This is a genomic window from Acidovorax sp. 99, assembly GCF_003096455.1.
Classification (GTDB): domain Bacteria; phylum Pseudomonadota; class Gammaproteobacteria; order Burkholderiales; family Burkholderiaceae_C; genus Acidovorax; species Acidovorax delafieldii.
The window spans coordinates 68,525-81,616 of the sequence record NZ_QEKU01000002.1 but is presented as its reverse complement, the minus strand read 5'-3'; the positions used below and the strand labels follow the sequence as shown (position 1 = coordinate 81,616).

The following is a 13,092-nucleotide window of genomic DNA, read 5'->3' as shown; positions in this document are numbered from 1 at the left end:
TTTCAAACCGTGGTGCGCTTATGGCGCGTTGCGCAGGTTGGGCTTTGCCGCCGAGAAGAAGCCGGAAGTAGATCCGTCGCAAAGGACAGTGATGTCGCGGCGCCGTGCGCCGATGCGTGCGACACAACCCACCTTGGGGCTGCTGACTGCCAAGAGCAAAAGGCTGCGCCATTGGGTCATGTAGGCAGACAGAGCGCTAACCAGATTGGCGAACGGTTGGTGGGCGTCCGTCACGGTGAACCCGAAGACGATGACTTCCCTGACCGTCCTGGCATACGGAAGTGATTCAAGAATCGTGATCGCGCCTTCGCCGTAACTCTCGATCCCACTGTCCCCGCTGGGGCTGTTCAAGCAAACAAGCATCTCGTTCTCCTGTGGTCGCTGGCTGGACATCGCTCGTCCAGGCCGGTGCTTCCGAGGGGAACTGTACATCGCCCCTGAAAACTTCGCAAGGTTAGATAGCTACGTTGAGTCGAGTGCGTTAGATCAATCCGTTAAGTTCGTTAAGTTTTTGACGCTTCGGAATCGATTTACATTTAATGTGTACTGTCCCATAATATCCATTAACGTCTAGCAAATGAGTCATAAAAAAAGAGGAGGGGGATTTCCCGGCTCCTCTGACGCTTAGTTGTACCTTTTGGCCCGGTGCTGGACCCGCTGGCCAACGTTCAAGACAATCGGTTTTTTCAAAGTCATGGCCCACTCTACGCCCGAAATTCCTGCGGGTCAATCGCCCGCCGACACCGGCCCCATCGACGGCCCCGGAAATCTCGCGGTCGCGGATTTTGACGGTGGCCAGCCGCTGGAGCCCGCGCAACCCGCCAAGACAGCGCGGCGGCGCGGTCGGCCACCCGGTTCGCGCACCAAGATCGCCCACGACAGCAGCGCCACGGCCGATGAGTTTGCCATGCTGCGGGCGGTTGCCCAAGGGGTGGATCTCACGGTCGCCGCCCGCCAGTACATGCTCTGGCCAGGCCGCGCGCCCGAGCGCCCAGCGCTGATCAAGAGATACCAGGAGCTTTTGGACCGGATCGAGGCTGCAGCCAACGGCATAGCGCAGTCGCACGAGGCCCGCGCTATGGTGAGGGTTCTCAGGGACCACCAGACCATTGTGCTGGAGGCACCGCGGATTCCGGCCAGTGAGCCCGGTGCCCAGCCATCGGCCCCTGCAGCGCAGTCCGTTGCCGAGCCGGTGGCAGCCCAGGCGCCCCAGCCGCCGACGCTGGAGGAGTTTGCGGCGCAGTTTGACGAAGGCATGTTTTCTGAAGCGGAGCTGATCGAGCGGTACCAGGAGGCGCTGCAGGAAGCAGAAGCTGCCGCCCAAGCCGCCCAAGCCTCACTTCCCGCCCTCACCCCTCCCGTGGCCACTGCTTTGCCCGCACAGGCAGAGTTCGCCTTGGCCAACGCGCCGGCAGTGATCCCGGTCGAGCCGGAGCAGGCCCGCAGCGCGGCCGAGCGCATGAAGGACGTGCTGCACGCGATCAACTGGCTGGATGAACATCTGGGCACCAAGCCCGAGCGCGCCCATCGCGTGGAGCAGTGGGTGATCATGTCGGCCGCCCAGATGCAGGCGCTGCGCAAAGCCGGTGTGATCACGCTGGGGAACCTGGTGGACTGGATGTCGCTGCAAGGCGCCACCTGGTACGACGCCCTGCCTGGCTATGGGGTCAAGCGGGCAGACAACCTGTTGGCGTGGATTCTGCGCTGGAACCTGGCGCCCGCCGAAGGCCTGTCCCAGCTCCCTGCCCTGGTCGCCGCCAACGCCACCGAAGTCCAAGTTTCGGATGAAAACGCCCTGCAGCCGCTGACCTCCATGAAGTGGCCTGCAGATCTGATGGGAACCAAGGGCACGTTTCGCAAGCACGGGGTCAACACGATGAGTGCCACCAACGACCTGGAGGCTGTGAGGGGGTGGTTTCTCAAGATCAAGGACCTGTCGCCATTCACCCAGGAGGCGTACCAGCGCTCCATCGAGCGCTTGATCCTCTGGTCCGTCCATGAGCGCAAGAAGGCGCTCTCTTCATTGGACGAGGCCGACTTCTTTGCCTTCAAGGATTTTTTGATCGCCCCGCCTCCTCACTGGGTTCAATCAGACAAAGGCTCGCCCAAGAAAAAGACCACGGGCTGGAGGCCACTGCGCGGGCCCCTCAATTCTGTGAGCCTGAATGTGACGTTCGCCGCAGTGCGCAAGATGTACACGCACTGGAAAGAATCGGGATACATCGACGGCAACGCTGCACAGGCCGTCCACGGCAAAAAGCGCGAGGAAGAGACGTTGGATGTGTTCCGCTCGTTCACCAAAGCCGACCTGGAGGTGGTGGGGAACACGTTCGCAGAACTGCCCGATGGTGCTCCCAAGCGGCGGCTGCGCGCCCTGTTCCGGCTCCTCGAAAACGCGGGTCTTCGCCGTGCGGAGGTGGCGCAGGCCCGGTGGTCCCACGTACAGACCGACCGAGCGCTGGAACCTGGTTCTGAAGCGCGTGTGCTGCAGGTGCTGGGCAAGGGCAAGCGCAAACGGCAAGTGCCCTTGAACGCAGAGACCATGGAGGCCTTGCGCGAGCACCGGAGGGATCGTGAGGAGCTGGTGATCCAGGGCAGGCTGAAATACTTCTCTCACGTCAAGCCCGAGGATGAGCCGCTGATCGGGGTGCTGGATGACCGGTGGATCTGGGCGAAGGACAAGAAGCTGAAAAAGGAACGGGACGAGAAAGCCCTGGCATCACAGGTCAAAGCGCTGCCGACGATTGAGATCGAAGGCATATCCGTGGCAGGCCAGCTCAAGTACACCGTCAACGAGAACGGTGCCTTGTCCGCCCACATGCTGTATCAGATCCTCAAAGGATTCTTTGCGATGTGCTCTGCCACCGCTGGTGAAAAACCGGGCGAGGGCAAGGGGCCTTTCATGCGGGCCTCTACCCACTGGCTTCGCCACACCTATGCGCACAAGGCGCTGAAGTCGTCAGAAGGTGATCTCAGCGTGGTGCAAGGGCTGCTGGGACACAAGAACATCAACACCACCGCCATCTATGTGAAAGCCGACATGTCCGAGCGGATCAGGGTGGCGGAAAAACTCAAGTCGAGCGTCTGAGGTCTCGGCTTGCAGCTAATACCGTCAATTATCCCTGTAGTGCTTGATGGTGTACTGAAGAGCTTTTAAGTGATCCATGGTGCCCCTGCCATTACATTGTGTGCACGATTTTCGAGGGGTCAATCCGCAGGCAGGGCATCTTACTTCAAAAAAATCTGCGATGTTGATAGAACTAAGCTTGCTCGTGGGAAGGGTTCCATGGCTTTCGCATAATTTGCATGGATAATAACCGAATTCGCCTTTGCCCTTGCATATGGGGCAGTCAACCCATGGATCTCGGGTCTTGCGACCCGTGATCTTGTTCTCTGGAAAATCGGTTCGTAATATTGCGACGCCGTTTTTGGCTAATCGAGCGGTTTCGGCGACCGTCATTTTATGTGTTTTGACGTGGAAGCGAATGCTGCTTCTAATTGCTTTCTTGATTAGGCCGGGGTCGTCCTTCGCCATATCTGCACTGATTCTGGAAACCTGCATACACTGATCCTTCAGGATGTACGCATCTCTTACCATTTGACTTTTAACTTTTGTCTCTAAGTAGTGTGATGGGTGCCCATCGTATTCGAGAGCAAGCGAATGAATGAGTTGCGCTTCTTTTGGGAACTTTGAATACACGTAAATGGCTAAGTCAACTCTCCAGTCCGTCGTTTTTGGAGCTGCATTCCTAAATCTCTGTTGAAACGAAAAGTCGATGTAATAGTTTGCGTCTAAACCACCATCAGAATAATCTGCCCGAAGAATAACCCCTTTGGCGCCATTGGCGTAGCCCTGGAATCGTATATTTCGAAATGACAGTATCAGGTCAGCAAGAAACCGGATTTCATCAACTGAACCGGCACCTGATGAGATCGCAAGAGTCATTGCTATGCTCGCAGGTAGCCCATGCTTGTCCTTAATTGCTTCATACAGCTTTTGATGTCGCTCGCTATTGGCCATTCAAGGTCGCCTGTTTTTGTCGTGTATGCCATTCATTATCGACATTACAACAATATCTGACTGGACAACATTATCGTAGAAACCGCAGGTTATGTTGAAATCCATTGTCGCTGTATGGAACTACCCAGATCAAGTTTTATGCGCTCTATGAGCTTCGCGTGATCGCGACATGGATCGACTTGAAGTTCAAGCTTGTATTTCCTGCGCAAAATGCCCTGGGGGCAGCACCATCCATTTCACGCCCAGCTTCGTGGCGAGTTCCTCCAGGGCAGCTGGGAGCTGCTTTTGCACCACCAGTAACGCCATGACTTGGATCAATGCGCCCGCAGGTTCGTTGATGAACGCCTGAGCGCGCATGACGGCCAGGTACTTCACGCACTGGTAGATGCCACGTTCCAGGTCATCGTCAGCCGACCGGATGGATTTGACCTCGACGCCGACCAAACGTGCCTCCGTTCGGAAAAATACATCCAAGCGATCACCCGACAGGAGCGGATACTCCGTCTCCGCGTGGAGCGTGTTCTTCAGGCCGAACAGCTCCGGCCTGGCCATGACATTGAGGCGCAGCTGCTTGTGCTCCTCGGACTCGCCGCCACCCCAGCCGTAGTAGCGTTTGTCTTTGCCGTTGGCTGAATCGAGGTCTGCCGGCGTTGCTGCGGAGCCAAGGCCCACACTTTCGAGGACCTGGAGCCATCGATCACCGTAGGCGAGGATGCGGTCGAATTCATATCGCACCTTGGCCCGCTTTTCAGCCGGTGTCAGCACCTCGAATCCGGGCCAGTAGTCCTTGACGCCATCGCTGGGAAGACCGGCAGTGGCACCCGATTTGGCGACCACAATGCATGTGATGTGAGGGGGGCGAAGTTCCTCAGGCCAATCGCGCGTGCCTGCCTCCACCAGACGGGTCACTAGACCCAGGACTTTCCCCATCCCCTGAGCAAAGGCATTTCCATCGGCCTTGACCCGGCCCAGCATCGTCGCCAGGTCGGAGTAGGTCAGAGGCTCGATGATGCCATCGGTCTGTCTGCGGACGTGCTCTACCAGGTAGGGCAGCACGATGCGCGCGGCCAGCGCATTGCCACGAAGCTCAGCAGCGTCGTCGGTCCCTGTAGCAGGCGCAAGCAAAGGGTTCCAGTCGGCACCGGGCACATTGCCAGTGGCATCCACCAATTCGAAGAGAGTCGCCGTATTGAGCGCATCAACGTCCGGGCTCTTCCAACGGTCCCGAAGCTCCTTTTCCAGGCCCAGGCGTTGCCGTGGGTCATCGGGGGCGCGTCCGAACTGAGGCTTGAGGACGGAGACATGATCGAGGTTGATGTGCTTCACATGGCGGGTCATGTGGGCGGGATCGTCGCCAGACGCCACTGCACGAAAGCCAAATATCGGCACGCGAGACTTCACCGCCTCGCTTATGGCGGCTTCCGCTTCGCGGCCCCGCTTGACCGCCCCGCCCTTCCACTTTGCTGATTTCCCGCCGAGCATCACGAAGCTGCGGGTCCGGTTGTCGATGGGATCAACGACTTTGGCGATCTGGTCTTCCCAGACCGTGCAAACCAGAGCTTTCCGATCCGCCGTGAAGGCGACCCACGGTGTGTCGTTGCGAGCATTCCCAGAGCCCCTGGCGTGGGTGTCGATGCCGCACGTCGCCTTCCAGAACTCGTGCGTGTTGCGCGTTACCCTCTCTCTTGCACTCACTCAAGTCTCCCGATCAATGCCAAGTGCAGGCTTTGGCCCGCGAACCATGGTGGTGATCCTATGTCGAAATTGACTGGGCCCAGAGGACGAAGGGATAGTCCAGTTGGCGCCAGCGTTTCCAGGATGACTGAATGCCGAGATCGGGCGTGTTGCCCGTGCTCAGGGTGAAGACCCATGGTTGAGCCCCAGCGGATCACCCCGAGAGCAGCTACGCGTAGGCTGGGCGCAGCGGTTCGTCGTCCTTTCGGCTGGACGCGCGCGCGAGTTCCAGGCGCGGTCCATCCGGCAAATGCTGACGCAAATGCAAGAGCCCCCGGACGTTCTTGAGACCGGCGCGAAGTGCCACTTCCGGCTGGGGCATGCCAGACAGCATCCATTGCACCAGCCTGGTGTTCCTGACGATCTGTGGCCCAGCGCGAACCGGGTCACCCTGGCCAGCGGCCCGACTGGCGGCCAGCAGGTGCGCGCGCACCAGCACCAACAGGTTTTCGTCCGTCATCGGTTTGCCAGTCTGCGAGCTGAAAAGAGCTGGCGTCATCGCGTGTTTGCCAGCCGTCGCGCGCACCTGCAGCCACGATGCCACGGCCGAACGCACCTCATCCGACACGACCATCGTGCGCAGTTGGTTGACGCCACCCGAAGTGATGCGGATCGAGGCACCCTTCCCTCCCCTGCCGTCCACGAAGGATTCGTGCGAGAGCGCGCGGACTTCCGCCGAGGTCAACCCCAGCTCAAAAAGGACCAGCAAGAGCGCGCGGTTGCGGATGTCGCTGGCCTTCAGATTCAAGGCTTCACCCGAGTCTTCCCGAAGCATCTTGATGCACTGCTCCCAGACCACAGGTGAAAGGATGGCCCCCTTCGGATCTTCGGAAGGAGGCTTTTCCTTGTCGGCAATGCCTGCTGCTGGATTTGTAGCGACCAAACCGCGCTCCATGGCGTAGTCATACACCCGTTCCAGCAGGCGCCAGTACCTGCGTTTGGTGATCTCGCTGATTTTGACGCCACTCCCGCGCACTTTGATTCCACCGGTCAGATAGCCTTTGACCAACACTGGGTCTGCATCGGTCCAGTGAACCCATCTTGGGTTATCAGGGTCCCCACCTTTTGCCAAAAATTTGGTCCACGAGATCCAAAAGTACCTGAAAAAATCAAAGTCGTTGATGGCCCGCTGGTCATCATTTGAGCAATGTTCTAGCCATTGCTCAAAAAACTCGTCAGCGCTCAATTCAACGGTGGAATTCATGATCAATTGAATTGTCGTAGCTTGTTGCGTTATGAGCCTTTGCGGTTGCAATGCAATTTCCCTACCGCATGCATAGGCTATTGAATGATCTGTAGAAGCTTATCGCTGGTGACCTTATTAATTTCTGTATTAGCCAATGCATGTAATCCAAATATTCACTATATCCAAATTTAACACGGCGTCCACAGAGGGGAGCTGAAAAAAGTCTCAAAAAATAAACATGGTTTCGAAACGTGTTGAGCTGTTGGACGTCATCAATCGTTCAAGTGCTCTCGCCCTGGATGGTGAGGCTCAGAAGAATGCCAAGGGTTGGGTGGGCTGCTTCAGGCTGGTTTCAGTCACTCGCCCCCGCGGCGCGAGCGTCGGCTGTGGCCCTATCACCGGGCACTCCCGGGTCTTCCCGAGGCAGCGGCACATGAACTAGATTCGGGTGCTGGATCGGCATGCTGATGCCAAACAGTACCGCTGCTAGCAGTGTCAGCAAGCCACCGCGCAAGGCGGGGAGGTGCAAGGGGTCTCGGTTCATAGGTGGGGATTTCACCATGACATAACGGATCCCGGCGATCTCAAAACTGGACGAGGCAGGAGATTCCGAGACTGAAAAAGGTGACTGCAGGAGAAGTGGAAAGTCAGCTTTCGGAGAAAGCGGCCATTGAATTTTTCAAAATGAGCGACTGCAACCAGCCTGAAGTAGCCCGCTGCCCCTATATGCTCCGATATATGAACCGCCTAAATAGGAGCATTTATTCCGCAATTCGGAGTCGCGGGACGCTTCCCCCGCAGAGCCAACCTCATTGTCAAAGCGGGTCGGCCTCCATGACCCCCACGAAGTTCGAGATTTCGATGACGGGCACTGCAGCCCAGATGGAGTTCCGTTGCACTACGACTCGTGGCCAGTCGCGCCCCGTCCGTTCAAGAGCGACTGCAGTCGTAGATCACTTGCATCGAGCGATTGCACACGCCCGTTGAGCAGAACGGTTGTTGAAACACCCGCCTGAACGTTCTTGGTTAGGGCGTCACGGACAGCCTGTTTGGCCAGCTCTTGCAGTTGGGCGGTAGTCAGGCCGAAGGCTAACGAATGCGCTTTATTCACACAGTGCAGCTTATGTCGTTGGTACAACGCAGTCAAGGCTATTCCTATTATTTCAGTTTTTACGTCCTGCGCAGAGACGTACACCAATAAATTATGCTAGCGCTTGTATGAGGTAAATAATCCGATGGTGATATGCGCAATTAAATAATTTAGGACTGATACTAAATCAATCACAGAACCTATGAGGGGATGAGAAAAGCGTTCTTTTGCTCCTCCTGTCGATTCAATTTGATTCCCAATAACAACGAGGCTCAGCCTTCAATCAAAGAACGTCATTGCGAAAGTGTTTCCGCTCCCAACGAGCCTGCATTTTTGAAAATGTGGAGCCCACTAGCAGAAGCAGACCGAACAGGCTCATTCCGACAGCAACAGGATTATTAAAGAACTCGGTCATCGTCATATCCGCAATCGACTGTAGAGAAAACACGTTTCAGGAGGCTCTGCTCAGCAGTTTTTGAGAGAAATGGAACATATAGCTGCTACTGCCTAGCATTAAGGGGCCCGATATATCAACTTGCGCTTTCCCAAATGCTCTATTGGCGTGAAGGAAGCTGATTTTACCAACTCGACACCAGTTGACAGCGTGTACAGCAGAGCCGGCTCATACATATTAGGTTCTTCAGCCTCCCATAAAGCTATGAGATCTTCAAAATGCCAAAATTTTGAATCATGCATGTATCCAGGTGACATTACCCTCACGCGAACCACAATATAGCCTTGCAAAGAACCTTGCTTCACAAAGTCGAGCAGTAGGTCTTCATTCGACAAAAAAATGTTCTTCATGCCTCCGCCAATGCTTTCTGTACGGTACTCAACAAAGAAGTATGGTCGTACAAAACTTAGACTAGCTATTGGGGCTCTTCGGCGGGAGACTCTAGCTAGCCCAGCAAGCACACTGCGAAAGTAAGAAATCATTGGTCAAGCAAAATTTGAACACTATAGATTGTAGCCCTATTGTGTTCAAAGTCTCCTAATCGCGGAGATGGAAGCTCATTCAAATGCGTTGAACAATATCGCCATGGCTCTGCGGGTAATCCGTCGCGCACGGGGGTACACCCAAGAGGACTTCTCCTCTGTTTCAAGTCGAACCTACATCAGCAGTCTAGAGCGAGGCACCAAAAGTCCCACGTTGGGAAAAGTGGAGCAGATCGCCACCGCTTTGAACGTCCATCCCCTGACCCTGCTCGCAATTTCATTTGCCACTTCTCCATCGCTAGATGACGTCTCGGTTGTTTTGGCTGAAGTCCAGAAAGAAGTCGCTGCGCTTGATCTGCCTAGCGGGGGCGGTGGCTGACTGTTGATTTCCCCAAAACTAACCCGCCATTTCCATCTCGATCTGACCCACCCTGGTTCGTGAACTTCATGCTCACGTTGTGGATAAGTTCTTGGTTGTCTTCTCCTTTTTGGTGGGTCTGTGGCTGCTGTGCCGAACTGTTCTTGAACCGGTAGCTGTCGTTACCGGTTTCCAGAATATGGCAGTGATGCGTGATGCGGTCCAGCAGCGCCGTGGTCATCTTGGTATCTCCGAACACATTGGCCCACTCACTGAAGCTCAGGTTGGTGGTGATCACGACGCTCGTGCACTCGTACAGCTTTGGACAGCAGGTGGAACAGCAAAGCTTCTCCTCACGTACGGAACGGCAGGTAGCCTTCGTGATTGACGTGTTGCCCGCCGTATCGTGGGCTGGCGGGTAAGCAGTTCAATGCGCACGGACTTCGTGATCGATGCACTGGAGCAAGCCCTTTACGCCTGGCAGCCTGAGCGCGATGGAAGCTTGATTTGCCACAGTGACCGCGGGTCGCAATGCGCCAGCATTCGGTACTCTGAAAGACTGGCTGAAGCGAGCATAGAGACTTCCGTGTGCAGCAAGGGCGCCAGCTATGACAACGCCTTGGCAGAGACCATCAACGGTCTCTACAAGGCCGAGTTAATCCATCGCCGCGCGCCATGGAAAACAAAGGAAGCCGTGGAGTTCGCCACGCTCGAATGGGTGTCATGGTTTAACCACCATCGCCTGCTCGAACCCATCGGGTACATCCCACCGGCAGAAGCTGAGGCAAACCACTACCGGCAACTCGCCAATCTGGCCGCCAAAGGGACGGCATGACTTAAACCAAACAGCCTCCGAGAATCCCGGAACGATTCACCTCGAACTGCATTACTGGCGCTATTGCTTCTACAGCACTCTCAAAGATGCCTTTGTCGTCCATTTTTTGAATGCCCACTTTACGTGGAAATAATTAATATGCGAACAACATAAGAATGCAATCATTTTCCAGCTAGGGTATTGAGTTGAAGCGGCAGAAATTGGTTCCTCTCCGGCTACAACGTACGACGCCAGCCAGCGCTGGCTAACTGGACGCAGCTCCATACTCCTCGATAAACTGAGCAAGCGCTTGGGCCGTCGGCTCTCCCCACAACTGTTTGGCGTACCAAGGCGCAAAAATGCCACGGACTGCAGCGCTATCAAGCCCCTTGTCCAGCTTTAACGTCTTGTTGGCGTTCTGTGACTTGAACGCCTCGAATAGAGCCTTGCGCTCGCTATCGTCAAGTTCTTTGTAGACCCCAAGGGCCTCAACAGCCCTGGCGGCAAGAAATCGCTCCATCACACTGCGACCGCTCGCCTTGCTAGACGAGGAGGCAGCCTTGGGTGATGCCAGTGCAGGTACAGGAGTTGGGTTACGCACCAAGTCCTGGAGCGTCCAGCGGAAGTAGCCTGCGGGGGTCTCCAGCGGGGTCATTCCCTTCGACTCTGCGCGTGCCTCCACCCGAGAAATGGCTGTGCGCAGGAGGTCGTCACTGTGTTGCGCGACCAAGTCGCTGGCGTCCGCTTGGCTGAAACCGAATTTCATCACCCTCGTCATGAGTTCCGTGTCGATGATGGGCGGCGCCGGGAACTCAAGCTGGGCTTGCTTCGTCTGCTCGACCTTGAACTGCAGCTTCTCGACGCGCCGGCCGTTCTTGTGCTCAATCAGTTCGATGTTGATGTCAGTGAGCGCGTTGATTTCAGCGATGGCGGGCCTCAGGGTGTCCCGTTTGAAGTACTTGTAGACGGGCGGTGTCGACTCAGATATAGGATTGCCTGTGATCACACCGTACCAGTGCTCATAAGTCTGGATGAAAGTCACCTTGGATGGATTAGTCGCGTAACGACGGCAGATTTCGTACAAAGCAAGGGCAGACCCTGACTTGAGTGAGCTTTGGTACACGATCGAAAGCCGTGTGTAAGTGCTAGGCGCCATCACCTGCTCGTGCACCTCAGGAGGAAAAGCGAATCCAAACCACACCTGCCCTGCATGCTTGTTCAGCCCAGCGGGATTAACCAAGGTGACCGAAGAGACCAGTCGCTCACTCGTCCACTGTCGCTCGTTCTCCATGAGCAGCTTAATGTTCTGCATTTCCTCAAGCTGCTTCTTCAGGTACTGCACATCCTTGCTGTCGTAGGCCGCATCCCGGGCGAGGTCAGAAAGCGGAATCCAGAAGTACTTCTTGGCTGCAGCGGTGTTGATCGGTGCATTGAGCCCAGGAACCTTCATCTCCTGGGCGTGGTACATCATCACATTGAATACCTTACGAGAGAGCAGCGAGAGATTGCCTTCTACGACCCTCAATCCAATAGCCTCATTGGTCTTGCGAAACTCCCTCACATCGCTGGCGTCGATCGTGATGACCTCCCCAGGTTTCGCCTTGCTCTTCCTCGCCATTGGCATCGACCTTTCCTGACCAGTGCTTGGTGCGCGCTGCCATGCGACCGGATCTATCGGTGAAATTTTGGCGCGATTCTCTCACCTTTCGATGGAAGCGTCGAGGGTTCACCTTTGTATCGGTTTGTGGCTGATTCACCTTTTCGTAGGTGATGAGGCAAGCCTACGCTTGGCTGCAGACCGCTCATTCGGCCAACCCGATCATTAGGTGGAAGCTAACTCGCCAAGAAAAAGATCATGAGCTCTAGGCGAGTTCAAGGAGCTACCGAGTCGCCCACTCCCCGTAGAAGCTCACCTTTGCGCACTTTGCCCCTGAATCCACTCACTTATAGTCCCTGTTAATTCTCACCATAGATGTTGCCTGTCCCCGGGGGCACTCACCTCTCTCCCCGTATTGGCTCACCTTGGTCCCCGAATCCACTCACCTCATTAGGCGGAAAACCGCGTGGGGCTTAGGTTTTGCGATGTTCAAATTGTATTTAAGGTTTCCAAGGATGTTCAATACAAAGAATCCTCAATAGCGTGGATGCCTAGCGAGTGAATTCCAATCCCAAACAGCCAGTTCACCAGAGTCCAGAAGGAATTCTGGCCATGCCCGATTGCCCATCAGTAGAGCATCTCTCCCTTGCTCCCTGTAAAAGCTCACCAGACGAGGTCCAATCGAAGACGACTCCTGTCTCTTTCCCCAGCCACAATCAGAATCGCCTAGATTCATCAGGCCCCCCACCCCCCCCCGTAAAGGCTCACCTATACCCAATCTTTACAGGAAGCCGTGCGGGCTACGCATAGTGGAACCTCATCCGCGCTGGTCCCTGATGAGGCTCACCTTTGTTTGCAAGATAGCTTTTAAATACTCATCCCGATGTGTGAGTGCACACATCCTAGATGCTGAAATTTTATTGGGTCGCCATTTCTAGTCCCTGTGGAGTCTCACCTTTGAGCCTTTACACGCCCTTTGGCTCGATGAAGTAGGCATCCATATGGCGCTTTTGGGAGTTGCAGTGTGATGATCCGCCGAATGCAGACTGCAAACATTTCGCTCCGGTTTCCGGGCCTGGCTTTAGCCCCCGTAAAAGCTCACCTTAATACATATCGGGGTGTCCGAATGCCTCCCCCGGTCCTTCGCGCTGACGATTGAGACGGGTCCCTGAAAAGGCTCACCTTTTGAGGATTGGCAAGCGCAGGTCAGCTCTGGCACTGCACTTCGGCGGTGGAGACGGATTTGTAGGCCGACTGCTGAAACAACGGTGGAGCGGCACTCCCCGTAAAGACTCACCTTAGAAAGAAGAAGGGACCGACACGGGCTATCAAAGGTCTCGGTTTAAGGCGGGAAGG

The 13,092-nt window shown here is 55.7% G+C and carries 8 protein-coding genes and 2 pseudogenes; 3 read left to right on the top strand and 7 right to left on the bottom strand.

Features of this window, described 5'->3' with window-relative positions:
* Window positions 1–18 precede the first annotated feature (18 nt).
* Window positions 19–351 (bottom strand): hypothetical protein, encoded by a 333-nt coding sequence (locus C8C95_RS23180; protein ID WP_133246265.1) that lies wholly within the window; start codon window positions 349–351, stop codon window positions 19–21.
* 343 nt (window positions 352–694) lie between these two features.
* Here C8C95_RS23180 and C8C95_RS23175 point away from each other — a divergent pair, with 343 nt between their 5' ends.
* A complete protein-coding gene (locus C8C95_RS23175) occupies window positions 695–3,088 on the top strand; it encodes a site-specific integrase (protein ID WP_116750464.1) in 2,394 nt (797 codons plus the stop codon).
* Between the two features lie 24 nt (window positions 3,089–3,112).
* Here the strand turns inward: C8C95_RS23175 and C8C95_RS23585 are convergent, their stop codons facing one another.
* From C8C95_RS23585 to C8C95_RS23580, 4 genes are all read right to left on the bottom strand, one after another.
* Window positions 3,113–4,021 (bottom strand): zinc finger-like domain-containing protein, encoded by a 909-nt coding sequence (locus C8C95_RS23585; RefSeq protein ID WP_133246264.1) that lies wholly within the window; start codon window positions 4,019–4,021, stop codon window positions 3,113–3,115.
* Between the two features lie 186 nt (window positions 4,022–4,207).
* Window positions 4,208–5,716 carry a hypothetical protein gene (locus tag C8C95_RS23170; protein WP_116750463.1) on the bottom strand — a complete coding sequence of 503 codons (1,509 nt, stop codon included), beginning with the start codon at window positions 5,714–5,716 and terminating at the stop codon, window positions 4,208–4,210.
* Between the two features lie 208 nt (window positions 5,717–5,924).
* Entirely contained in the window at window positions 5,925–6,959 is a 1,035-nt protein-coding gene (locus tag C8C95_RS23165) for a tyrosine-type recombinase/integrase (RefSeq protein WP_116750462.1), read from the bottom strand.
* Between the two features lie 1,585 nt (window positions 6,960–8,544).
* Window positions 8,545–8,835 carry a hypothetical protein gene (locus C8C95_RS23580; RefSeq protein ID WP_133246262.1) on the bottom strand — a complete coding sequence of 97 codons (291 nt, stop codon included), beginning with the start codon at window positions 8,833–8,835 and terminating at the stop codon, window positions 8,545–8,547.
* A gap of 199 nt (window positions 8,836–9,034) precedes the next feature.
* Between C8C95_RS23580 and C8C95_RS23155 the strand changes: the two genes are divergently transcribed.
* A complete protein-coding gene (locus C8C95_RS23155) occupies window positions 9,035–9,346 on the top strand; it encodes a helix-turn-helix transcriptional regulator (RefSeq protein ID WP_116750460.1) in 312 nt (103 codons plus the stop codon).
* A gap of 72 nt (window positions 9,347–9,418) precedes the next feature.
* On the opposite strand, the pseudogene C8C95_RS23150 reads toward C8C95_RS23155, so the two are convergent.
* Window positions 9,419–9,705, bottom strand: a pseudogene (locus tag C8C95_RS23150) (ATP-binding protein); the annotation flags it as partial.
* Here C8C95_RS23150 and C8C95_RS23145 point away from each other — a divergent pair.
* Window positions 9,697–10,160, top strand: a pseudogene (locus C8C95_RS23145) (DDE-type integrase/transposase/recombinase); the annotation flags it as partial. The pseudogenes C8C95_RS23150 and C8C95_RS23145 sit on opposite strands and share 9 nt — an antisense overlap.
* 244 nt (window positions 10,161–10,404) lie before the next feature.
* Here the strand turns inward: C8C95_RS23145 and C8C95_RS23140 are convergent.
* Window positions 10,405–11,763: a replication initiation protein gene (locus C8C95_RS23140; protein WP_116750459.1), complete on the bottom strand. Its 1,359-nt coding sequence runs from the start codon at window positions 11,761–11,763 to the stop codon at window positions 10,405–10,407.
* Window positions 11,764–13,092: the final 1,329 nt, after the last annotated feature.

Coding starts and splice junctions, on each gene's coding strand:
- C8C95_RS23175 (WP_116750464.1), top strand. CDS start 695: ATGGCCCACTCTACGCCCGAAATTCCTGCGGGTCAATCGCCCGCCGAC.
- C8C95_RS23585 (WP_133246264.1), bottom strand. CDS start 4,021: ATGGCCAATAGCGAGCGACATCAAAAGCTGTATGAAGCAATTAAGGAC.
- C8C95_RS23165 (WP_116750462.1), bottom strand. CDS start 6,959: ATGAATTCCACCGTTGAATTGAGCGCTGACGAGTTTTTTGAGCAATGG.
- C8C95_RS23580 (WP_133246262.1), bottom strand. CDS start 8,835: ATGAAGAACATTTTTTTGTCGAATGAAGACCTACTGCTCGACTTTGTG.
- C8C95_RS23155 (WP_116750460.1), top strand. CDS start 9,035: ATGGAAGCTCATTCAAATGCGTTGAACAATATCGCCATGGCTCTGCGG.
- C8C95_RS23140 (WP_116750459.1), bottom strand. CDS start 11,763: ATGCCAATGGCGAGGAAGAGCAAGGCGAAACCTGGGGAGGTCATCACG.